This window comes from Flavicella marina (assembly GCF_009193215.1).
GTDB lineage: Bacteria > Bacteroidota > Bacteroidia > Flavobacteriales > Flavobacteriaceae > Flavicella > Flavicella marina.
In genome coordinates, this window is the sequence record NZ_VYVA01000001.1 from 297,314 (window position 1) to 319,623 (window position 22,310).

Below are 22,310 nucleotides of genomic sequence, written 5' to 3' on the forward strand. Positions count from 1 at the left end.
TCAGAAATAATAGTTAATAAAAAGAACAATCATAAAGTTCAATAAAGCAAATTGAAATAACTATATTTGCACGCTATTTTTAATCATGAGAAAAACGATTTTATTTTTAGTATTCATCTGGTTTGCAAACCTTTCGGTTGCACAACTTCATGAAGTGGGAATTTCTGTAGGAGGAAGCAACTACGTAGGAGACATTGGTCCAACAACTGTAATTAGACCGAATGCACCTGCATACGGACTGATCTACAAATACAACAGAAATCCTAGAATTTCTTATCGAGCATCATTGACTTCGATGAAAATGATTGCGCACAATTCTGAATCTCAAAATGAAATTCGCCAACAATTTGATGTTGGTTTCAATAAAACAATCACAGAGTTTACCGGTGGAATTGATTTTAATTTTTTAAACTACGAAATTTCGCATTGGAAAAGAGCGCGTTCCGTGTATCTTATTTTAGAATTAGCCATTTTCCATTTCAAAAAAGCAGTAGGCACAGCAGAAGATTACACCTACAAATCTCAAATTTCAACAGCATTACCTTTTGGAGTCGGTTACAAAACTCAAATTTCAGACAGACTTGTATTGGGACTTGAAGCAAGAATCCGCTTTACCTTCACAGATGACATCGACGACGGACAATTTTATAAAGACGGAGTCTTAAAAGATCATCCAGAAAACGCTAAATTTAACGACCCTAGCACAAACGATTGGTACTCGTTTGCTGGACTAACACTAACTTATACTTTTGGGAGACCCTTAAGCTATACAACAAGAAGATAAAAACATGAATTACCTTGAACAAATAAACCCCAACAACATTCCACAACATGTAGCAATCATCATGGATGGTAATGGCCGATGGGCTAAAAAACAAGGTATGAACCGAATTTTCGGACATAGAAATGCGCTTACATCAATTAGAGAATCTGTTGCCGCAGCTTCAGACATAGGAACAAAAGCCATAACCTTATATGCTTTTTCTACAGAAAACTGGAACAGACCTAAATTAGAAGTTGACGCGTTAATGAGTTTATTGATCAACTCTTTAAAAAAAGAATTACCTGGTTTCCAAGAAAACAATATCAAAATTAATGCGATAGGTTGTTTAGAAAGTTTGCCAACAAAAGCTCAAAAAACATTAGCCGATGTAATTGAAGCTACAAAAAACAACACGACACTTACCCTTACCTTTGCTCTTAGCTATGGTTCGAGAGAGGAAATTGTAAATGCCGTAAAAAATATTTCAAAAAAAATTGTTAATAATGAACTTTCAGTCGAAGAAATTGACGAAAAAATTATTAATAATCATTTATATACAGTTTCTTTGCCAGAGGTCGACCTAGTTATTCGTTCTAGTGGTGAACAAAGGATTAGTAATTTTTTACTTTGGCAAATCGCATATGCTGAATTTCACTTCACGAAAGTACTATGGCCCGACTTCAGAAAAAACGATTTTTATAAGGCAGTTGTAGAGTATCAAAATCGTGAACGCCGCTTTGGAAAGACAAGCGAACAAATTGAAGACCTAAATGAATAGCATAAAAATAGTAACTCTTTTTTTGAGTTTGGTGCTTTGTATAAACCTAACCAACGCTCAAGAAACAGACTCTTCTGCGCCCGCATCTTCCGTACCATTTGAGAGCGGAAAAAAATACACTTTGGGTGACATTAGTGTTGTAGGTGCTCAACAATTTAGTGAGCAGTCTGTAAAAGTATACTCTGGCCTAAAGCCCGGTCAAGAAATTAAAATTCCAGGGGACAAATTATCTAGTGCAATTAAAAAATTGTATGGTACGAAACGATTTAGTTCGGTTGAAGTTTTTATTTCAAAAATTGATGGAAACACTGCCTATCTAGAATTCAAAGTTCAAGAACTACCTCAAATTAGTAGTATTACCATTACAGGTATCAAAAAATCAAAAGCAAAAGACCTTCGTGAAGAAGCAGACATCAACAAAGGTGACATGCTTACAGACAACCTGATGGTCACAACTAAAAACTACGCAAAGAAAAAATTTACCGACAAAGGATACTTAAAAACTAAAGTTTCTCTACACACAAAAAGAGACACCACTGAAGGTAACGCCATGGACCTATTAATCCGTGTTGACAGAGGTAAGAAAATCAAAATTAAAGAAATAACATTTGATGGAAATAAAGACATCAGTGATGCTCAACTAAGAAGCTTTTTAAAAGACACTAAAAGAAAGTTTTGGGGTAGATTCTGGAAAACTTCTAAATACGTAAAAGAAAAATACAAAGCCGATTTACAGAACTTGCTAGATGAGTACAGTGAATTAGGATATCGAGATGCACGTATTATTTCTGATAGCATCGTTTGGAATGAAGATGGAAAAACCATCAATTTAGAAATCAAATTAGAAGAAGGAAAACGTTACTATTTTGGTGATATAAGTTTCTTAGGAAACAGCAACTATACAACAGAGCAATTACAACGTTTTTTACGTATTGAAAAAGGTGATGTTTACGACTCAAAGCTTTTAGAAGAACGTGTAAAAGGTGATGGATCTCCAGATTCAGAAGACATCTCTTCTCTATATCAAAACAGCGGATACTTATTCTCTCAAGTAAATGCTGTAGAAACGAAAGTCGAAAATAATGAAATCTCAGTTGAAGTAAGAATTCATGAAGACGATCCTGCTACCATCAGAAAAGTTTCTGTAAAAGGAAACGAGGTTACCAATGATTTTGTCATTTATAGAGAATTAAGAACCAAACCCGGTGACCTTTATAGTAAAGAAAATATCATCCGTTCTATTCGTGAAATTTCTCAACTTGGATTCTTTGATCCTGAAAACGTAACACCTGACTTAAAACCAAATTACGCAGATAAAACTGTAGATATTGAGTACTCGGTTGTTAAAAAAGGATCAAGTCAAATCGAACTGCAAGGTGGTTATGGAGGTGGATCATTTATTGGAACACTCGGGCTGTCATTCAACAACTTCTCTATCCGAAATTTATTCAACGGAAAAGAATACAAACCGCTTCCAATGGGAGATGGGCAAGCTTTAGCGTTGCGTCTACAAGTAAGTAGGTATTATAGCACAAGTAGCTTTTCGTTCACGGAACCTTGGTTAGGTGGTAAGAAACCAAAGTCATTTTCATTCTCGATTTACAACTCTCGACAATATCAAGTAGATTTCACATCGAACAATGTTGATAAAAGTAGACGTTTGAACATCTTTGGTGTAACTGTTGGATTAGGGCAAAGATTGACATGGCCTGATGATTACTTTACATTAAGCCAAGCTATTAGCTTTAAACAATACGACATCAACCAATACAATATCGGTTTGTTGAATTTTGAAGATGGAACAGGTGTCTCTAACAACCTATCGTATAGTATTACTTTAGGTAGAAATTCATCAGGACCAAGTAGAATATTCCCTACAACTGGATCTGACTTTAGCATCTCAGCAAAATTTACACTACCACACTCACTATTTAGTAAAACTGATTTTGCCTCATTAGAAGAAAACCCTGACTATCAAGAACCAGCGTATGGACCTAATGGTGAATATTTAGGAATGGTACCTGTACAAGGTAGAATCAACGAAGCGAAGTTTAAATGGTTAGAATACTACAAACTTGGATTCAAATCAAAATGGTACACCAAATTAATTGGTAAGTCTGTTTTAATGACACAAATTGAATTTGGATACCTTGGGTATTATAATGAAGACTTAAGAGACATACCATTCGAAAGATATTTTGTTGGTGGTGATGGACTGCAACAAAACCAATTTGATGGTCGTGAAATTGTTGGGCTTAGAGGATATGAAAACTCAAGTTTGTCTGGAATTAACGGAGGGACCATTTATAATAAATTCACCTTAGAAGCGAGGTATCCTATTACACTGAAACCTTCTGCTTCTATTTATGTGCTTGGATTTGTTGAGACAGGTAACTCGTATCAAAATTTCCAAACCTTTAATCCATTTGATGTGCGTAGAGCTGCAGGTGTTGGGGTTAGAATTTTTATGCCTGCCTTTGGATTGTTAGGTATTGATTTTGCAAACGGATTCGATCCTATACCGGGACGTATTCAACCATCAGGATGGCAAACGCATTTTATTATTGGTCAACAATTCTAATTTATTATATTTGTTCGCAACACAAGAGTTTATCGTAAAAAATGTTTAAAAAAATAACCATATCAATTCTTCTTATAAGCAGTATTCTGTTCGCTCAAAAGCCACAGACAATTGCTTTTATTGACATGGAATATATTTTGCAAAATATACCTGATTACGAAAAAGCTCAATTAAAGTTAGACTCAAAGGCTTCTCAATGGCGTAAAAAAATTGAACGCTCAGAAAACGAAATCGAAAAGCTTAAATCTGACCTGAGCAACGAAAAAATATTATTGACTGAAGACCTTATTGTTGAGCGACAAGAAGACATAAGTATTAAAGAAAAAGAACTTTCAAAAATGCGTGCTAGTTACTTTGGCACGAAAGGTGCATACTTTGAATTGAGAAAACAATTAGTACAACCTATTCAGGATGAAGTTTTCAATGCGATTCAACAAGTAATTGCCAAGAAAAAATACGATTTTGTTTTTGATAGAACGAGCGATTTAACAATGCTTTATGGAAATCCGAAGTACGATATTAGCAAAACTATCATATCTTACCTGACGAAAAGCGAAAAAGAAAGAGAACGCGAAGAAGAAAAACTTAAAAAACAAAAAAACAAAGAAGATTTAGAACAGAGAATAGAAGCTCAGAAAAAAAGAAAAGCAGAAAAAGAAAGCAAAGTTATCCATAGATAAAAACAACAAAAAAATAAACAACCATTAAATAGACAAGAAATGAAACATTTTAAAACTTTATTAGCAGCTGTAGTTATCACCCTAGGTATGACTACCTATACTCAAGCTCAAAAAGTAGCACATATCAATTTTGAAGAAATTGTATCTAAAATGCCTGAGACACTTAAATTACAAGCTGACTTAGAAAAATTAGGAAAGACTTATGGTGAAGAAATTACCAATGCTCAAAAAGCATTAAAGGCTAAAATTGACAAATACACTGCCGAAGAAATTTCTCAAACGCAGGCTCAAAACGAAGCACGTATCAAGGAAGTTCAAACTGACCAAGGAAAAATTCAGCAATTACAACAAGTTGCACAACAAGAATTACAACAAAAAGAAAGTACGGCTTTAGAACCAATCATAAAAAAAGCTAGAGAAACTATTTCTGCAGTTGCAAAATCTAAAGGTTTTGTTTATGTATTAGATACGAAAGCATTGATTGTTTCTGAAGGTGAAGACTTAGGTCCTGCTGTAAAAACTAAGCTAGGAATCAAATAAAAAATTACTTTATTATAAAAAACTCGTTATTTTAAAAAGTAACGAGTTTTTTTTTTGAATTAATAGTACTTTTGGAAAAAAAGGCAATCAAAAAACAGTAAAACTATGAGCAACCATCCTATAGGTATTTTCGATTCTGGCGTAGGTGGACTATCTATATGGAAAGAAATCATACAATTACTCCCTAATGAAAATACGGTCTATTTGGCTGACAGTGCCAATGCTCCATACGGTGAAAGAACCAAAAATCAAATCATAGATCTTTGTGTTAAAAACACTGAAATTCTTCTAAAAAAAGGATGCAAATTAATCGTTGTTGCTTGTAATACTGCCACTACCAATGCGATACAGTTTTTAAGAGCAAAATACGACGTCCCTTTTATTGGAATTGAACCAGCCATTAAACCAGCAGCTTTAAAAACAAAAACGAACAAAATAGGAATCCTAGCTACTAAGGGTACTTTGAACAGTGAGCTATTCGCTGCCACATCTGAAAAACACGTATCAGGTATTGAAGTTATTGAAACGATTGGCAAGGGATTGGTACCGTTGATAGAAGACAATAAAATCAACAGCACTGAAATGGACTCCTTACTTAAGAAGTATATCAAACCCATGTTAGAAAATGACGTAGATTGTTTGGTTCTTGGTTGCACACATTACCCATTCTTGGTTCCTCAAATAAAAAAAATGACCGGAGATACTATAGAAATCATTGATTCTGGACTCGCGGTTGCCAAACAAACAAAAGCTATTCTAGTAAAACACCAAATTACATCCAATAACACACAGAAAGGTGAACACATTATCTATAGCAATACAGCATTAACTACAATAAAACACCTTGTAGATGCCACTGAAAAAAACATCCAACTGGTATTAGAAAAATATTAAGCAAAAAAAAAGAGACTATGAATTACAGTCTCTTTTTTTTATTTATGATGTAAAATTATCCGTTCATGGAGATTAAAAACTCTTCATTACTCAACGAATATTTAACTTTATCACTGATAAACTCCATTGCTTCTATCGGATTCATATCAGCAAGGTACTTACGAAGCACCCACATACGTTGCACAGACTTCGCATCAAATAACAAATCATCACGTCTTGTACTTGATTTAATAAGATCAATTGCAGGGTAAATTCTACGGTTAGAGATATTTCTATCCAACTGTAACTCCATATTACCCGTACCTTTAAATTCTTCAAAGATTACCTCATCCATTTTAGACCCTGTTTCTGTCAATGCCGTGGCAATGATAGATAGAGACCCTCCTTTTTCTATATTTCTTGCAGCACCAAAGAAACGCTTTGGTTTATGCAAAGCATTCGCATCAATACCTCCAGAAAGAATTTTTCCAGATGCAGGTGCAACTGTATTATAAGCCCTTGCCAAACGTGTAATTGAATCTAATAAGATTACCACATCATGTCCACATTCTACCAATCTTTTCGCTTTCTCTAAAACAATATTTGCAACACGCACATGTTTTTCTGCAGGCTCATCAAAAGTAGAAGCTACGACTTCACCTTTCACACTTCGTTGCATATCGGTTACCTCTTCTGGTCTTTCATCAATCAACAATACAATTTGATAAACTTCTGGATGATTCTCAGCTATCGCCTTAGCGATATCTTTTAACAACATTGTTTTACCAGTCTTAGGCTGCGCTACAATCATTCCTCTTTGCCCCTTTCCAATCGGCGCAAATAAATCCATAATTCTTGTCGATAAGGTATTCTTCCTGTCTACCAAGTTAAATTTTTCATCAGGAAACAATGGTGTCAAGTGCTCAAAAGACACTCTATCTCTTACAACATTTGGTGGCAAACCATTGATTTTTGATACACGAATTAACGGGAAGTATTTCTCACCTTCTTTCGGAGGACGCACATTCCCTAAAACAGTATCTCCTGTTTTCAATCCAAACAATTTAATTTGAGACTGGCTCACATAAATATCATCAGGTGAAGACAAATAGTTATAATCAGAAGAACGCAAGAATCCATAACCATCAGGCATCATCTCTAACACACCTTCACTCTCAATAATACCATCAAATTCGTAATCAGGATCTCTAAATTTTGTATTGCTTTTATTGTGATTTTTCTCTTTGTTTTGTTGATTCTTGTGCTGAGGGTGTTTTTTCTGATTTTGATTTTGATTGTTATGAGGATGTCTTTGCTTACCCTCATTATTTTTTTGTTGATTCTGATGTTGTGGTTGTTTCGGCTTATCTTCCTCTTTAACATCCGATTTTTTCTCAACTTCTTTGGTGTTTTTTTCTTGCACAGGCTTATTTTCCACTCTCTTTCTTGGAGTACGTTTCTCTTGCTTAACCTCGGCAACTTCTTGCTTTGGAGCAACTTCTTTTGTAGTAGCTTCGACTTTCTTGTCTTCAGCTTTTAGAGTAAGTTTCTCTACCCTTGTTCTTTTTCTTGGCTGACGTGGTTTCTCTTTTGCCGTTTCAGCAATTTCATTTGCTCCAGCAGCAGCTTGTGCATCTAAAATCTGATAAACCAAATCTAATTTTTTAAGTTGGCTCGTCTTTTTCAAACCGATTTCTTTAGCAATTGCCTGTAACTCAACAAGAGTCTTGCTCTTGAGTTGCGAAATTTCAAACATGTTTATGTGTTGTATTTAGTAGTTGCTTCTTTTGTAATTATATGATACGAAGCGAATGTTTTTTTTGTGAATACTATGCAGAAGAAAGTTTTATTGAGTACAAATCTTTGACCCTCTACAGTGAAATGAGTAACAAATATATAATAATAATTTTAATTTCTAATCTTCACCATAAAAAAAGCTTCATAGATTAAATTTTAGATGCAAAAACCTCATTCACAACAAACTAAACCAGTACTCAAAATTATAGCAACATAATTCACCTAAAAATTGAATTATTAATGAATAAAACATATTTTTGCTTCACATTATTGTACACAAATTAGAATGATACAACGTTTACAATCTATCTACCTATTATTAGCCGCATTGGTTTCTGGTGTATTGGTCTTTTTCATTTCTTTCTGGATGAATCCAAACCAAGAAGCTACTAATATATTAGGATTATTGAGCGATGAACGTTTTTTAATAAAATCTATCGGAATAGGTTTTTTCGTATCAAGTGCATTGTCTTTTATTTCTATCTTTTCATTTAAAAATAGAAAAAATCAATTTGTACTAGGGCGATTGAATATTCTGATCAACTTCTATTTATTAGGAGTATTGATAGTTGAGTCTCTAAATTTACCTGGAGAAACTTTAGTTTCAGAGAAAGGTATTGGGATTTTCTTACCTATAATCGTTATTGTTTTTCTTGCCATGGCAAACAAAGCAATTAAGAAGGATGAAGATCTTGTAAAATCTGTAGATCGATTACGATAACCCTAACATCTTAGTTTATTTATGCGGAAAAAACCCGAAGTGAAAGCTTCGGGTTATTTTTTCTCATACACTCCAAACTAACCTTCTCATATTGAACACTTCTATTTAAAATCTTATCCCTATTTTTAGGGAGTTGAAAATTTCGCTTTTAAATAGGATTGCGTACTTGTTACTAACCATATAAATTTGTCAGTATCTGATGGAGAATAATAAAAAGATTAAAGTTCACATAGCCGATGACCATCAAATATTAATTGATGGTATCGTTGCTGTATTGAAAAACGAAGAAAATATTGATGTTGCAGGACATTCATTAAACGGCCGACTAGTAATAGATTGGTTAAATGAAAACAAAGCAGATGTTTTGGTCTTAGACATTAATATGCCAGAAGTAGATGGATTGGAAGTCCTACGTTATTTGAAAAAAAACAAACTAGAATTACCAACCATAATTTTATCAAGTTACGATGATGTAAAATTGGTAAAAGAAGTCCTAAAAATGGGCGCAGATGGTTTTCTTGCAAAAAAATGTGCAGGAGAAAACATTGTAGAAGCTATCAACTCTGTGTACAATGGAGACCAATACTTCAGTAATGAAGTTCAAAAAGATTTGGTTGCCGCAGCAGTTGGAAAAACAATAAGAAAAAAAGTACATCAAGATGGTGTATTTTCAAGTTCATTGACCGATCGAGAATTAGAAGTCTTACAATTAATTAGTATCGAAATGAGTACTAAAGAAATTGCCGAAAGACTCAACATCAGTACGAGTACTGTTGACACTTACAGAAAAAATTTGTTACAAAAAACGAAAGCAAAAAACTCTGTAGGTTTAGCGATGTACGCTGTACGAAATAAATTATTATAAAAATCAAATCCTACCCCTGATTGATTTTTATTGCCTTAGTCCTTATGGGCTAAGGCATTATTTTATAACAACAAATAATACATTAACGATTTAATAACCCAAACTCTTTTACCCAAATGAAAAATTTATACAAAAGTCTTGCATTCGCTGCAGTACTAATCGGATTCACATCTTGTTCAGAAGAAACTACTATTACTGAAGAATTATCACAAGAAGCACCCTTAAAATCTTACTCTTTATCTAAATCAGATGATGGAAGTATTGTTTTAGAACATACCCTATCTTCTGGGAATACATCAACAGTTTTAAGTGGTGACAGTGGAAACGAAATCATTATCAATGAAGGTAACGGAAACGGTGGAGTTCAAAGCACGGTTCTACCTTTGATCAACAACGAATTAAAAGTAGACTTCGTAAGTAACCATGAGGTTAAAATTCCAGGAATTAGCATTTTAGACGATGTAACTTCTACTTCGGCGAGTTCAAAAACGATCAAATTGGTAAAAAACTATAAGATTACTTTATTAGAAGATGGTTCGTACCAATTAGATTTCAAATTACAAAATAACTACGTAGCTTCATTTGGTTTTAATGAAGAATTAAACAGACATGAAATTTACCTAGATCCAGGAGTTTCAGAAGGAAAAAACAAGTATTCAAAAAATTATCTTAAATTCGACGGTGAAAAATTAAATATTGTGTTTATGCGTAACATCAGTACAACTACGTTAAGTGCAAGATCTAGTCATAAATACAAAGTTGATCCTCCAGAATTTGAAATACAATAATAAATGGTTTTGAATATCATCAATGAACTATAAAACATTTTTTATATTTTTTATAGTTTGTTCTTCACAACTATACTCATACAACCCTTCAGCCATTAAGTCTAAAAACTTAATGGCTTTTGTCGTTTCCGAAGAGAAGAATCAACAAACAGATAAAAACCTTGACAACCTCATTAAGAAGGCTGAGAACTTACATACCCAAAATCAAACGGAAGAAGCACTAAAACTGTATTTACAAATTTTAGAAAAAGCAAAGATCAAAAAGAATTTCAAGGTATTAATAACTTGTAACCAACATATCTCAGAAATTTTCTCAAAAATAAAAAACTACGAGAAAGCCCTTATTTATTCGCACAACATGAATAAATATTCAAAATTAATCCAAGATTCTATTAATATAATTCAAGCAAATCTTGATATCAGCACTATTCATTATAAATTATTTGCTGTAGACAAAATCATTAATAGGAAAAATCTTGATAGTCTCATCTATTACAATAATTTAGTTGGAACTTTATTAACAAATAAAAATAAATTCAAAAAACAACATGCTGTATATTATAGTTCTGTATCCTTGACTTTTTTAATTCAAAAAAATTACGATAGCGCCCAATATTTTATTCGGAAAGCTTTAAAAATCAACAAAGAAATACACGATACCATAGGTCAAATAATTAATTTAAATACGCTTGCAGGTAACAATCTTAAATTAAAAAAGTACGATCGTTCTAAAAAACAATACGAAAAAGCACTACTTCTCTTAAAGAACAATAACTCAGAAAGAAAAAGTAGTTTACAGAGGATGATTCATTCTAATCTTGCTTGGGCGTATTACAAAACAGAAAACTCAAAAGCATACGAATACCTTTATAGAGCCAACAAAATTTCTGACAGTTTAAGAAGCGCAGAATTCGACGCTATTATTACAGAAATTGAGGCTAAGCACAATGTGGATATCATCAAGCAAAATGCTGCAAAAAAACAACTCATTGAAATTCAAGAAAAGAAACGATTTATCTATATCGCAATTGCATTAGGAGTATGCCTTTTGATCATGATACTTACCTTTTGGATCTATTCAAAAAATGCCAAACTTCGAGATGAGAATAAAGATTTATTACTTGTCAAAACAGAATTGATGAAGGAAAAAGAGATTGAGCACTTAGAATCGGAAGCGAGAATAAAAATACTAAACGCAACCTTAGATGGTAAAGAAGCAGAACGAAAACAAATCGCAGAAACCTTGCACGATAGTGTAAGCGCCTTGTTATCTGCTGCAAATTTACACTTGCAAGCAAGCAAAAGCAAACTAAAAGGAGAACCACCGATTGAAATAGAAAAAACCCAAAACATCATTGACGAAGCATCTGGTAAAATCAGAAACCTTTCTCATGAATTAATTTCATCCGTACTATTGAAATTTGGCTTGAGCTATGCCATTCAAGATTTTTGTGAAAAATACTCCAATACCCAATTAGAAATTAGTTGCTCTGTAGAAAACCTACAACGTTACGATGAGAGTTTTGAAATAAAAATCAACAATATTATTGAAGAACTCGTAAACAACTTAATCAAACATAGTGAAGCTAATGAAGGTAATGTTTCTGTTATGGAATATAGCAAAAACCTCTATGTAGAAATTGAAGACAATGGAAAAGGATTTGATACCTCTAAAAAAATAGAATCTTCAGGTATCGGAATTCATCAAATTGAAGCCAGAATTAAAATGATGCAAGGAGAATTCAACATTTATTCTGAAATAAACCAGGGTACTAAAATAGAATTTAAAGTCCCAATAACCTACAAGACAACCAGTTAAAACAATTATTTTTTTTATTCATTTTTTTTGTAACATTTACACACAAATCAACGTATATGTATAAGCGTACTAAAAAGAGCCACATTCTTTTTTTACTCAACACTACAAATATATGAGACAACTTAAAATTACCAAGCAGGTAACCAACAGGGAAACTGCATCGTTAGACAAGTATTTACAAGAAATCGGAAAAGTAGATTTGATTACTGCAGATATGGAGGTTGAATTAGCCCAACGTATCAAAGCAGGAGATCAAGTAGCATTAGAAAAATTGACAAAAGCAAACTTGCGTTTTGTTGTTTCTGTTGCAAAACAATACCAAAATCAAGGGTTGACATTACCCGATTTGATCAACGAAGGTAACTTAGGTTTGATTAAGGCTGCAAAACGTTTCGATGAAACTCGTGGATTTAAATTTATCTCGTACGCTGTTTGGTGGATTCGTCAATCAATTTTACAAGCTTTAGCTGAACAATCACGTATTGTTAGATTGCCATTGAATAAAATTGGTTCTATCAACAAAATCAACAAAATGTACGCTTTCTTAGAGCAAGAAAACGAACGTCCGCCTTCTGCAGAAGAGATTGCTAAGAAATTAGACATGACTGTAAATGACGTTAAAGAGTCTATGAAAAATTCTGGACGTCACGTCTCTATGGATGCTCCTTTAATTGAAGGTGAAGATTCTAATTTATATGATGTCTTAAACTCTGGTGAATCACCAAATCCAGACAAAACATTATTACACGAATCTTTACGTGTAGAAATTGAAAGAGCCTTAGAAACATTAACTCCTAGAGAAGCTGATGTGGTAAAATTATATTTTGGACTGGGAGAGCACCAACCAATGACCTTAGAAGAAATCGGAGAAACATTTGACTTGACAAGAGAACGTGTTCGTCAAATTAAAGAAAAAGCAATTAGAAGATTGAAACACACATCTCGATCAAAAATATTGATGACTTATCTTGGATAAGTTCACTTTATAAACTCTCAATACCTTATTGAGAGTTTTTTTTTGAATCGTTGTTTTTATAATACTACAAAAATCACTTTCAATTTTAATCGAATATTGATCGGTTAATAGAATCGTTACAATAAATAACACACTACTTATGAATATTTTAGTTATCGGAGCCGGTAATATGGGACTTACCTTTTCTTATGGAATGGCAACCAGTCCTCAATTAAATAAAGAGAAAATAAATGTCTTTGATGTAGACAAAGAAAAAATAGCATCTCTCAACAAAGAACCACAGTTCAATGCTTTTGAAAACCTAGAAGATTGCTTGCCCAAAGCAGACTATGTTTTCATTGCTGTTAAACCTTTTCATAGTGATGAACTATTCGAAAAAATGAAAGACTTAATTAACAATGATCAAGTATTTATTTCGTTGATGGCGGGTGTAAATATAGCATCTATACAAACAAGGCTGGGAGTAAACAAAGTAGTAAGAACCATGCCCAACTTACCTGCGAAAGTCAACAAAGGCGTAACCGCATATACCGAAAGTGCAGAGATATCGAAAAACGAATTAATCATCATCAAAGCATTGCTAGATACCACAGGTGTTTCTTTACATGTAAATAGTGAAAAAATGATAGACGCATCTACTGGCGTATCAGGAAGTGGACCGGCATATGTTTTTTATTTTGTTCAAGCGATGTTAGAAGCGGCAGAAAAACTTGGTTTTCAAAAAGACGAAGCAAAATTATTAGTAACAAACACGTTCGACGGAGCTCTAGAACTGTTAAAAACTCATGACTTTACAACTGAAGAATGGATTGCTATGGTATCCTCTAAAGGTGGTACAACACATGCTGCAATCAATTCAATGAAAGCTGCCGGTGTCAATCAATCCATCCAAGAGGGTGTTTTTGCAGCATTCAACAGAGCAGAAGAAATTGGTAAAGAAGAATAATTTTACAAATCAAAAACAGTATTTTCAAAAGACTAAAACAAAATAATAGTACTTTTGCATACAAATAATTTCAAAAAACAAGTAATGAGCAAATTAATTGCACCGTCGGTACTTGCAGCAGATTTTGCAAACCTTCAACGCGACATAGAAATGGTAAATAACAGTGATGCCGATTGGTTTCATATTGATGTAATGGATGGTGTTTTTGTACCAAATATTTCTTTTGGAATGCCAGTAATTGAAGCGATTAAAAAACATGCAAAGAAAACAATGGATGTTCATTTGATGATCGTGAATCCAGACCAATACATTCCTACTTTCAAAAAAATTGGAGCAGACATTTTAACGGTTCACTATGAAGCTTGTACACATCTACATAGAACATTACAAGCCATCAAAGCTGAAGGAATGAAAGCCGGTGTTGCCTTAAATCCACACACACCTGTTGCTGTATTAGAAGATGTTATCAAAGACATCGATATGGTTTGTATTATGAGTGTGAATCCTGGATTTGGTGGACAATCTTTTATCGAAAACACCTATAAAAAAGTACAACAACTTAAAAACCTTATTGATTTTGCTGGTGCTGACACTCTGATAGAAATTGACGGAGGTGTTACCAATAAAAATGCAAATTTATTAGTAGAAGCCGGAGCTGATGTTTTGGTTGCTGGTAGTTATGTTTTTGGTGCAGATGACCCAACAACAACTGTTGCTGAATTAAAAGCGATGGTCAATTAATCACATTGATTCTTGTATAAAATAAAAAAAGTACCCTTCGACTAGCTCAGGGTACTTTTTCTATTTAAATAGTATTCGTTTATAAAACACTGATTTTCTTTAACACAGTGGAAGTTCCAGAATCAATCTTTATAATATAAAGTCCAGGTTTTAACCCTGATACATCCATACCAACTTGATCCTGTATCGATCTTATAGTCTGTATCAAGACACCCGAAACATCAAACAAATAAATTGCACTGTTCGTAGGTGCTGTAACGATTATATTTTCAGAAGCTGGATTTGGGTAAATACTAGTCACCTTTTCTTGTGAGGAATTTTCAGCTGTCATTTTTCCTTTAGACTTATTCGCCGTACAATCGCTAATTTTTTCATCATTTGAAACCAAATAGCTTTTGTTTTCAGCTGAAAACTCCTGTAAAGACAATCCAGAAACATCTACAGAATAATAACCTTCATTTCTATCTGTTCCACCAGCAGCGAAATAAACAATTCCTGTAATTGAAGGACCATGAAAGCTTTCTTCATCTACATTCTTCTCCGAACTTAACAAGAATCTTTGACTACAAGGAATAAAATCTAATCTTTGATTTCTCAGCTGGGCATCTTCACCGTATACCACAGTCATATTTGTAACCTTCGAGTTTGAAGAAAAATAACCACTCTTATAACCACTAAGTGGATTCCCGTCAGCATCAACTTGTCCTTTCTTTTTACTTAAGTAACCTTTATTTATGATGGCACCAGCTTCACAACTGATAGCTGTTACATCATCAATAATTACCTTTCCATTGTTAATCGTATGTGGAGATAATGTCAAAGCAGACTGCCCATTTAAACATGAAATTTTAGTCCCATAAATTCTATGCATATTTATTGTTCTATCAACAAGATTTGATTCTGCCATGATGGGAGATCCTGATTCTAGTCTTAAAGTAGCTCCACCTTCTCCTTCTAGATTCCGATATAATATATTTTTCCCTGTTTGACATTGAACTAGACCATACCCATAATGAGCAGTAGTTATTTTAGAATGTTCAACTATTCCATTTGTTGGCTCATAAATAATCATATTTGAACCAACATGAACTCCCAATGTTATTGCAGAGAACTTTGTATTGTTATCTATAATATTAAAATCTGAAATCAAAAAATTATCAACCGCTGCTAAAAAAACAGCTCTCGATTTGATATTAGGTGCTAAATCAGAAAAATCAAATGTAAAATACTCACTTCTATTGGTACATGTTATGCTTACATTCGATATTCTATCATCTCCATTTTTCCCTAAATAAAAAACACTCCCTTGTTCTGCTAAAGGTTTTATTACCACTCCTTTCCAAGCCTTGATATGGACATTAGATTTCAAATATATTTCTCCCAAGTGATATATCGTATTAGATTTTTGAGTCGTAAATTTAAGTATTCCACCACCTGAAGCAGCTACCTCATCTATTGCTGCTTGAACAATTTGAGTATCATCTACCCCATTGGGTACGATGGTTTTTCTAACAGCCCCTATCGAGCCATTATAAAATTGATTGTCTGCCGGTATTTGAGCTAATACCGTTGATACTATAAACAATAGCATCATTGAAAAAAAGTTTCGTTTTTTCATTTTTAATTGGATTAAGTTAATTTGGTTAGTCTTATTATGTGTTCTCATAATAAGCGTTTAAATTACACATAAAACCTTAAATAAAAACAGGTAGTTTAAAATTCAACTACTATTAGGGAGAGGCTTTATGCGAACACAGACTGTGTTTCTAATAATAAAACACACTCAAACCTTTATTAAAAAAACGAAAAAAGCCTCTGCATATTTTCATATCCAGAGGCTTTTAAAGTAATGTAATATTTACTTCTTTGAATAATGCGTTGTTGGCAGTGCACGCAAAGTAGCTGCTGCTTGTTCAGCAGTAATATCTCTTTGTGGACTTGCGAACATTTCATATCCTACCATAAATTTCTTTACTGTTGCTGAACGCAATAAGGGTGGATAAAACGACATATGGAAATGCCACCCTTCGTTATCCCCTCCATCAGTAGGACTTTGATGAATTCCTGCCGAATATGGGAAAGACACCTCAAACAAGTTGTCATACATGATTGTCAATTCTTTCAAGATTGCTGCATAAGATGCCATTTCACTCTCAGACAATTGACTGATGTTTTGATAGTGTTTTTTAGGCACAATCATAGCCTCATATGGCCAAACAGCCCAATAAGCAATCAATGCCACAAAATCGTCATTCTCAGCCAAAATACGTTCTCTATCGCCTTCTAATTCTTGTTTGATATAATCACCCAACAAACTAGTACCATTTGCTTTAAAGTATGCTCCTTGCTTCTCAGATTTTTTTACGATCTCACCTGGAATAGAACGCTGTGACCAAATCTGCCCATGCGGATGTGGATTACTACATCCCATAATTGAACCTTTATTTTCAAAAATTTGAACATAATTGATTCCATCCATTGCACCTAATTCTTCGTATTCACTTTTCCAAAGCTTGATTACCTTTTGAATCCCTTCTTCAGGCATCAAAGGAATCGTTAATGAGTGGTTTGGAGAAAAACAAACTACTTTACAAATCCCCGTTTCTACTTCAGATTTTAACAATCCGTTTTCAAAAGTAGTTGGCTCGTCATTTAAAATAGCCGCAAAATCATTTTGAAAAATAAACGTATCCTTATAATCTGGATTTACATCATCTCCTACTCTGCTATTGGTTGGACATAAGTAACAATTTTCATCGTACTCAGTTGTATCCATTACAGCCTTGTCTTCTTTTTTTCCTTGCCAAGGTCTTTTTGTTCTATGAGGAGAAACTAAAATCCATTCTCCTGTTAAGATATTATATCTTCTATGCGACGTTTCGTTTATATTTGTTGCCATTGTTTATATTTTTTGAACTCCGTTATTCGTTTTAACTGGGATAGGTGTCAACTCTAAATTACACGCTTCTTTATAGGCCTTGGCAGCATCTGCTACAAAACTATCCACATTTTTTTCATCTATTAAATTGATGGTACATCCGCCGAAACCACCACCCATCATTCTAGCACCTAGAACACGGTCGTCTTTTCTGGCATAAGCAGCTAGAAAGTCCAACTCAGGACAACTTACTTCGTATAAATTTTGCAATCCATCATGTGATTGATTTAACAAATCACCTACCAACTCAAAATCGTTATTTTTCAAAGCTTCCACAGTCGCTTCAACTCTTTTTTGTTCTTGAATTACATGCGTAGCTCTTTTTACTCTATCTTCTCCTAATTCTTCTTTAAACTCCTCAACCATTTCTTCAGTAGCTTCTACCAACGTTTTTACTTGGGGATATTTACTTTGAATGATCTCTAATGCCGATTCACATTGCGCTCTTCTTTCGTTATAAGCACTATCCGCTAGATTGTGAGAAACATTGGTATTCAATAAAAGTAATACGTTTGATTTCATTGCAGCTGGAATCGTTTTGTACTCTAACGTATCACAATCTAATAGAATAAAGTGATCTTTCTTTCCCTTTACCACAGCAAACTGATCCATAACACCAACGTTTGCTCCAGAGAAAATACGTTCTGCATTCTGACATAGTTTTACTATTTCAATATCGTCAATACCCAATTCAAACAACTCATTCAAACCTTTTGCAAAACCACATAATAAAGCCGCAGAAGAAGAAATACCTGAACCTATTGGTAATTTACTTTCTAAGGCACAGTCAAAACCTGTTACTTTACCCGGAACTCTTTTTTCTATTTCAGATAAAACTCCTGATAAATAACTCAACCAACCATCGCCTGGTTTTTCAGGAACAGAGATGTCAAAAGTAAACCCTTCAGAAAAATTCTTACTCAGTACGTTCGATGTTTTATCACTTCCATTTTTCTTAAAAGAATAATAAATACACTTATCAATTGCAGCTGGCAATACATTACCACCATTATAATCAATATGCTCACCAATCAAATTAATTCTCCCTGGTGCTTCAATTTTTAATACCTCAGCATCTGCTTGGGCAAAAATTTGGTCAATGTTGTCGTATTCCGACTGTGATAGTTTCGTACTCATGAATTGAATAATTTAAGTTAAAAGTTCTACAAATATAATAAATGTATTATATACATTTATAAATTTTTTATAAAATCCGTTAAATTTATTTACATTTGAAAACTATGAGCACACAACAGTTAGATTACTACGCAGCCCAAGACAAAATATACATTGCAACAGATTGTATAATTTTTGGTTTTGACAACCATTCTATAAAGTTACTAGTTTTTAAAAGAAGAGTAGCACCTTTTGAAGGAGAATGGTCATTAATTGGAAGTTTTGTGAAAAATAACGAAAGTGTAAATGATGCAGCAAAACGAGTATTGACTGATATTACTGGACTTCAGAATGTTTTTATGAAACAATTAAAAGTGTATGGAGAGGTTGATCGTGATCCTGGAGCTCGTTGTATAACTGTTGGGCAATATGCTTTGATACGTATTGAAGACCAAGATATCGAATTGGTAGAAAAACACGGTGCTGTTTGGCACGATTTAGATGAAATGCCTAATTTGGTTTTAGACCACAATCAGTTGGTTTCTGATGCTTTGGTTCAATTGCGACTAAAAGCTAGTTACCAACCTATTGGTTTTGAATTACTGCCAGAAAAATTTACCATTCCTAGTTTACAACGATTGTATGAATCTATTTATCAAAAGAAATTTGATGATAGAAATTTTAGAAAAAAAATAATCGCTTTGGATGTTTTGACCAAGCTTGATGAAAAGGACAAATCTACCTCAAAAAAAGGTGCGTTTTTGTACAAATTCAATCGAAAAAAATATGACAAATTGGTTGAAAAAGGAATCAACTTTAAGTTGTAGTTAGTTAGATTGTTTTACCAAATAATTCAACAAATCTGTAGTGGTAACGATACCTATTAACTCGTGATCTTCTACAATAGGTAGTGCATGGAATTCGTTTTTCGATAAAATTTGTGCAACCTGTTTTATTGTTTTTTTTGAATTGATTTGAATGGGCTTTTTAACCATCACCTGCTCCACCGTCATATTTTCATATATAGAACCTTCCATTTCAGTAGCTTCATCTTTGTACATATCTACAAAACTAATGCGTTGTAAATCTGTCAAACTCAAAATACCAATGACATCTTTATCTTTCACAACTGGAATATGTCTTATTCTATAACTTTTAAATAATTGCTCTGCATCTAACAAAGTATTATTAAGGGTCAAGGCAATGACATTAGTAGTCATTATTTTCGAAATAGGTGTATTACTGTCCATCGTAAAAAGTTTTGGTTACAACATATAAATATCAACAACCTTGAATGAAAATAATATGATAACTGTCAGTATTTAAAAAACTGTTACTTTTGCAACTCGAACAAATAACACAATTCGACCATGCATAAAAAAGTTGAAGAATATATAGAAAAACACCTAAATACAATTGCAATCTTAGATGAGGCTGGTGTGGGATATGAAAACGTAGAAATATTAAACTACAATACCCATCACGAAAATGGCAATGTATTTAAAAATCAAAAAGATGAGTTGTATGGAATTGCAATTTTAAATGCTGTAACTGCCGAAAGTGCTCAAAAAATCTCACGAGAACTTAAAAATAATAAATCAATCACTGTTGCAAAGTTGAAAGAACTTGTAGAAAAACATTATTTAAAATGTTTGGTTACGGAAAACTCTGCTGCCTACAATGATTGGAAAAAAGGAGACAAAGGTGTTGCATCATTTACTTATGACGATCTCAAAAAAGCAATTATACCAAGTTTCACAAAAGAGACTTCATAAAAAAAGAGTTCCGTTTGGAACTCTTTTTTTTCTTTTATAAATCGAAGGTTATTCACCATACTTAAAATTCACCCAAGAGTAACTCGATATTCCCCATTCGCCGTCAATATTTTTTCCTGTAATGGTAACCAATAATGAGTTGGTTTCATGCAATCGGTCATTCACATAGCTTCCCATTACACATTTGTATGCAACATTAAAATAGGCATCATCTTTTATTTCAATATCTAAAAAATCAACATCGGCAAACTCAACAGAAAAACCATCGATTGAAAGTATCGATTCTCTAATATATTCTTCGTAATCATCTTGAGAAAAACGAGCTACACTAGCTGTGTCATCAGCTTCAATTGTAATTCTATTAATAAGGTATTTTTTATTAAAAAAGACCAAAACTTCTTTAGGGTCTTTACTCTTTGCAATACTTGCCCAAGCATCATGCATTTTAAACACCATATTTTGAATGGCTTTTTCTGCTTTTGAAATAGGTGCTTTTTTATTCTGATCCGTTAATCTTTTGTTTTCATCGCTCAATATTTTATTGCGACTTCGAAGTCGGTCGATTTCCTTTTTTTGAATGTGAATTTTTCTGTAAAACAAATCTGATTTTTTATTTAGTGTATTTACACTATCAATCAAATCGTCATATTCATTCTGTTTCAATTCTAAAGAATCTGCAAGTACTAATAATTCTTTATGTTCAATATTGGCTGTTTTTGCATCTTTACACGACGCAAAACCTACAAATAAAACTAACAAGCAAACAATTTTTATTTTCATATCATACGTTTTAGCAATCGTAAATATAATCGAAAAAATTGTCTATCAAAAGTATTGATGTACGTAATGACTGGTTATGTTTTATTTTCGAAAATCGATTGTTTGCTTGTAACCTAACCATATGATACCGAATTCTTCTGAGATAAGCGGTACATCTTTCGTTACAGAGGTATGATTATACAGCAATGTCAAAGCATTATTTTTATTAAAATAAATGGCAGGTCCGACCAAAAAACGGTTCTGTCCCCCAAAATCAAAAAATTCATTTTTACCTGTGCTCAATAATATTTCATTCCCAATAATAAAGGATAGTTTTTTTGTGGGATCTAATTTTGAAAGTTTTGTAATAGGGATATAAAACAAAAAGCGATATCTAAAACGTAAATTAAAGGAATGTATTAAGTTGCCCGATTGTGGATCTTCAATATCTATAAATCGTTGCTCACTTCTAAATCTATTTTTAAATGCAACTTTTCCGAATTTAAAGTTTGAGGTAAACTCTTGATGCGGACGAAATTCACTCGCGCTGATATCCCAATCCAAATGGGTTTTAAAACTAGCTGCTCCTAACAGCAATCTATTGTTAGCATTAAAACTATACCCTATTCCTGTTCTTATAAAAAACTGTGATTGTTGATTAAACTCACCTTCTTTAAGTCTATAACCTGTGTCTGTAGACAAACTCCATTTGTTAGAAAAAACAAGTTTGTTGTAATACTGAAACCAAATTTCACTATACACAGAACTTTCTTGCCCATGCACATTTAACGATATAAAAAGCAATCCTACTAACTTTAAAACTTGTAAATTTTTCAAGTTTTTCATCCCAATCT

General features: G+C 33.2%; 22 protein-coding genes. 15 read left to right on the forward strand and 7 right to left on the reverse strand.

The window, feature by feature from the left end:
• Positions 1-85 precede the first annotated feature (85 nt).
• The 6 genes from porG to murI all read left to right on the forward strand — a co-directional run bounded on the left by porG (position 86) and on the right by murI (position 6,236).
• Positions 86-784 carry a type IX secretion system protein PorG gene (gene porG / locus F6P99_RS01160; protein WP_152285609.1) on the forward strand — a complete coding sequence of 233 codons (699 nt, stop codon included), beginning with the start codon at positions 86-88 and terminating at the stop codon, positions 782-784.
• Between the two features lie 4 nt (positions 785-788).
• Entirely contained in the window at positions 789-1,541 is a 753-nt protein-coding gene (locus F6P99_RS01165) for an isoprenyl transferase (RefSeq protein ID WP_152285610.1), read from the forward strand.
• Complete coding sequence (gene bamA, locus F6P99_RS01170) at positions 1,534-4,122, forward strand: outer membrane protein assembly factor BamA (protein WP_152285611.1); 2,589 nt, start codon at positions 1,534-1,536, stop codon at positions 4,120-4,122. Before F6P99_RS01165 ends, bamA begins: the two co-directional genes overlap by 8 nt.
• Before the next feature lie 41 nt (positions 4,123-4,163).
• Positions 4,164-4,802, forward strand: a complete 639-nt coding sequence (locus tag F6P99_RS01175) for an OmpH family outer membrane protein (RefSeq protein ID WP_152285612.1) — start codon at positions 4,164-4,166, stop codon at positions 4,800-4,802.
• A 39-nt stretch (positions 4,803-4,841) separates the two neighbouring features.
• Positions 4,842-5,342, forward strand: a complete 501-nt coding sequence (locus tag F6P99_RS01180) for an OmpH family outer membrane protein (RefSeq protein WP_152285613.1) — start codon at positions 4,842-4,844, stop codon at positions 5,340-5,342.
• 105 nt (positions 5,343-5,447) lie between these two features.
• Positions 5,448-6,236, forward strand: coding sequence for a glutamate racemase (murI, locus tag F6P99_RS01185; RefSeq protein ID WP_152285614.1), 789 nt, complete (start codon positions 5,448-5,450; stop codon positions 6,234-6,236).
• A gap of 55 nt (positions 6,237-6,291) precedes the next feature.
• Here murI and rho read toward each other — a convergent pair whose 3' ends face one another.
• Positions 6,292-7,971, reverse strand: coding sequence for a transcription termination factor Rho (gene rho / locus F6P99_RS01190; protein WP_152285615.1), 1,680 nt, complete (start codon positions 7,969-7,971; stop codon positions 6,292-6,294).
• A 327-nt stretch (positions 7,972-8,298) separates the two neighbouring features.
• On the opposite strand from rho, the gene F6P99_RS01195 reads away from it, so the two are divergent.
• The 7 genes from F6P99_RS01195 (at position 8,299) to rpe (ending at position 14,868) form a co-directional block, all read left to right on the forward strand.
• The gene (locus tag F6P99_RS01195) at positions 8,299-8,733 is read left to right on the forward strand and encodes a DUF4293 domain-containing protein (protein WP_152285616.1); all 435 of its coding nucleotides are present in this window, start codon (positions 8,299-8,301) and stop codon (positions 8,731-8,733) included.
• Between the two features lie 199 nt (positions 8,734-8,932).
• Entirely contained in the window at positions 8,933-9,598 is a 666-nt protein-coding gene (locus tag F6P99_RS01200; protein ID WP_152285617.1) for a response regulator, read from the forward strand.
• Positions 9,599-9,714: 116 nt separating this feature from the next.
• Positions 9,715-10,386: a hypothetical protein gene (locus F6P99_RS01205; protein ID WP_152285618.1), complete on the forward strand. Its 672-nt coding sequence runs from the start codon at positions 9,715-9,717 to the stop codon at positions 10,384-10,386.
• A 22-nt stretch (positions 10,387-10,408) separates the two neighbouring features.
• Complete coding sequence (locus F6P99_RS01210; RefSeq protein ID WP_152285619.1) at positions 10,409-12,205, forward strand: tetratricopeptide repeat-containing sensor histidine kinase; 1,797 nt, start codon at positions 10,409-10,411, stop codon at positions 12,203-12,205.
• 112 nt (positions 12,206-12,317) lie between these two features.
• The gene (locus tag F6P99_RS01215) at positions 12,318-13,181 is read left to right on the forward strand and encodes a sigma-70 family RNA polymerase sigma factor (protein ID WP_152285620.1); all 864 of its coding nucleotides are present in this window, start codon (positions 12,318-12,320) and stop codon (positions 13,179-13,181) included.
• 139 nt (positions 13,182-13,320) lie between these two features.
• A complete protein-coding gene (gene proC, locus F6P99_RS01220; protein ID WP_152285621.1) occupies positions 13,321-14,127 on the forward strand; it encodes a pyrroline-5-carboxylate reductase in 807 nt (268 codons plus the stop codon).
• A gap of 84 nt (positions 14,128-14,211) precedes the next feature.
• Entirely contained in the window at positions 14,212-14,868 is a 657-nt protein-coding gene (gene rpe, locus F6P99_RS01225) for a ribulose-phosphate 3-epimerase (RefSeq protein ID WP_152285622.1), read from the forward strand.
• 79 nt (positions 14,869-14,947) lie between these two features.
• On the opposite strand, the gene F6P99_RS01230 is transcribed toward rpe, so the two are convergent.
• The 3 genes from F6P99_RS01230 to galK all read right to left on the reverse strand — a co-directional run bounded on the left by F6P99_RS01230 (position 14,948) and on the right by galK (position 18,943).
• The gene (locus tag F6P99_RS01230; RefSeq protein ID WP_193315968.1) at positions 14,948-16,462 is read right to left on the reverse strand and encodes a T9SS type A sorting domain-containing protein; all 1,515 of its coding nucleotides are present in this window, start codon (positions 16,460-16,462) and stop codon (positions 14,948-14,950) included.
• A 264-nt stretch (positions 16,463-16,726) separates the two neighbouring features.
• Entirely contained in the window at positions 16,727-17,767 is a 1,041-nt protein-coding gene (locus F6P99_RS01235; RefSeq protein WP_152285624.1) for a UDP-glucose--hexose-1-phosphate uridylyltransferase, read from the reverse strand.
• 3 nt (positions 17,768-17,770) lie between these two features.
• Positions 17,771-18,943, reverse strand: a complete 1,173-nt coding sequence (gene galK, locus F6P99_RS01240) for a galactokinase (RefSeq protein WP_152285625.1) — start codon at positions 18,941-18,943, stop codon at positions 17,771-17,773.
• 104 nt (positions 18,944-19,047) lie between these two features.
• Between galK and F6P99_RS01245 the strand changes: the two genes are divergently transcribed.
• A complete protein-coding gene (locus F6P99_RS01245; RefSeq protein WP_152285626.1) occupies positions 19,048-19,749 on the forward strand; it encodes an NUDIX hydrolase in 702 nt (233 codons plus the stop codon).
• On the opposite strand, the gene F6P99_RS01250 is transcribed toward F6P99_RS01245, so the two are convergent.
• Positions 19,750-20,172, reverse strand: a complete 423-nt coding sequence (locus F6P99_RS01250; protein ID WP_152285627.1) for a CBS domain-containing protein — start codon at positions 20,170-20,172, stop codon at positions 19,750-19,752.
• 120 nt (positions 20,173-20,292) lie between these two features.
• On the opposite strand from F6P99_RS01250, the gene F6P99_RS01255 reads away from it, so the two are divergent.
• Positions 20,293-20,697 (forward strand): hypothetical protein, encoded by a 405-nt coding sequence (locus tag F6P99_RS01255; RefSeq protein ID WP_152285628.1) that lies wholly within the window; start codon positions 20,293-20,295, stop codon positions 20,695-20,697.
• A 48-nt stretch (positions 20,698-20,745) separates the two neighbouring features.
• Here the strand turns inward: F6P99_RS01255 and F6P99_RS01260 are convergent, their stop codons facing one another.
• Complete coding sequence (locus F6P99_RS01260) at positions 20,746-21,477, reverse strand: hypothetical protein (RefSeq protein WP_152285629.1); 732 nt, start codon at positions 21,475-21,477, stop codon at positions 20,746-20,748.
• Between the two features lie 81 nt (positions 21,478-21,558).
• Entirely contained in the window at positions 21,559-22,302 is a 744-nt protein-coding gene (locus F6P99_RS01265; RefSeq protein WP_152285630.1) for a DUF2490 domain-containing protein, read from the reverse strand.
• Positions 22,303-22,310 lie beyond the last annotated feature (8 nt).

Excerpts from the sequence above, each read along its gene's own strand:
- F6P99_RS01195 (WP_152285616.1), top strand. The coding sequence starts at position 8,299 with ATGATACAACGTTTACAATCTATCTACCTATTATTAGCCGCATTGGTT.
- galK (WP_152285625.1), bottom strand. The coding sequence starts at position 18,943 with ATGAGTACGAAACTATCACAGTCGGAATACGACAACATTGACCAAATT.
- F6P99_RS01180 (WP_152285613.1), top strand. The coding sequence starts at position 4,842 with ATGAAACATTTTAAAACTTTATTAGCAGCTGTAGTTATCACCCTAGGT.
- F6P99_RS01260 (WP_152285629.1), bottom strand. The coding sequence starts at position 21,477 with ATGAAAATAAAAATTGTTTGCTTGTTAGTTTTATTTGTAGGTTTTGCG.
- F6P99_RS01235 (WP_152285624.1), bottom strand. The coding sequence starts at position 17,767 with ATGGCAACAAATATAAACGAAACGTCGCATAGAAGATATAATATCTTA.
- F6P99_RS01250 (WP_152285627.1), bottom strand. The coding sequence starts at position 20,172 with ATGGACAGTAATACACCTATTTCGAAAATAATGACTACTAATGTCATT.
- F6P99_RS01210 (WP_152285619.1), top strand. The coding sequence starts at position 10,409 with ATGAACTATAAAACATTTTTTATATTTTTTATAGTTTGTTCTTCACAA.
- F6P99_RS01205 (WP_152285618.1), top strand. The coding sequence starts at position 9,715 with ATGAAAAATTTATACAAAAGTCTTGCATTCGCTGCAGTACTAATCGGA.
- murI (WP_152285614.1), top strand. The coding sequence starts at position 5,448 with ATGAGCAACCATCCTATAGGTATTTTCGATTCTGGCGTAGGTGGACTA.
- rho (WP_152285615.1), bottom strand. The coding sequence starts at position 7,971 with ATGTTTGAAATTTCGCAACTCAAGAGCAAGACTCTTGTTGAGTTACAG.
- F6P99_RS01215 (WP_152285620.1), top strand. The coding sequence starts at position 12,318 with ATGAGACAACTTAAAATTACCAAGCAGGTAACCAACAGGGAAACTGCA.
- bamA (WP_152285611.1), top strand. The coding sequence starts at position 1,534 with ATGAATAGCATAAAAATAGTAACTCTTTTTTTGAGTTTGGTGCTTTGT.
- F6P99_RS01245 (WP_152285626.1), top strand. The coding sequence starts at position 19,048 with ATGAGCACACAACAGTTAGATTACTACGCAGCCCAAGACAAAATATAC.
- porG (WP_152285609.1), top strand. The coding sequence starts at position 86 with ATGAGAAAAACGATTTTATTTTTAGTATTCATCTGGTTTGCAAACCTT.
- proC (WP_152285621.1), top strand. The coding sequence starts at position 13,321 with ATGAATATTTTAGTTATCGGAGCCGGTAATATGGGACTTACCTTTTCT.
- F6P99_RS01200 (WP_152285617.1), top strand. The coding sequence starts at position 8,933 with ATGGAGAATAATAAAAAGATTAAAGTTCACATAGCCGATGACCATCAA.
- F6P99_RS01230 (WP_193315968.1), bottom strand. The coding sequence starts at position 16,462 with ATGATGCTATTGTTTATAGTATCAACGGTATTAGCTCAAATACCGGCA.
- F6P99_RS01255 (WP_152285628.1), top strand. The coding sequence starts at position 20,293 with ATGCATAAAAAAGTTGAAGAATATATAGAAAAACACCTAAATACAATT.
- F6P99_RS01175 (WP_152285612.1), top strand. The coding sequence starts at position 4,164 with ATGTTTAAAAAAATAACCATATCAATTCTTCTTATAAGCAGTATTCTG.
- F6P99_RS01265 (WP_152285630.1), bottom strand. The coding sequence starts at position 22,302 with ATGAAAAACTTGAAAAATTTACAAGTTTTAAAGTTAGTAGGATTGCTT.
- rpe (WP_152285622.1), top strand. The coding sequence starts at position 14,212 with ATGAGCAAATTAATTGCACCGTCGGTACTTGCAGCAGATTTTGCAAAC.
- F6P99_RS01165 (WP_152285610.1), top strand. The coding sequence starts at position 789 with ATGAATTACCTTGAACAAATAAACCCCAACAACATTCCACAACATGTA.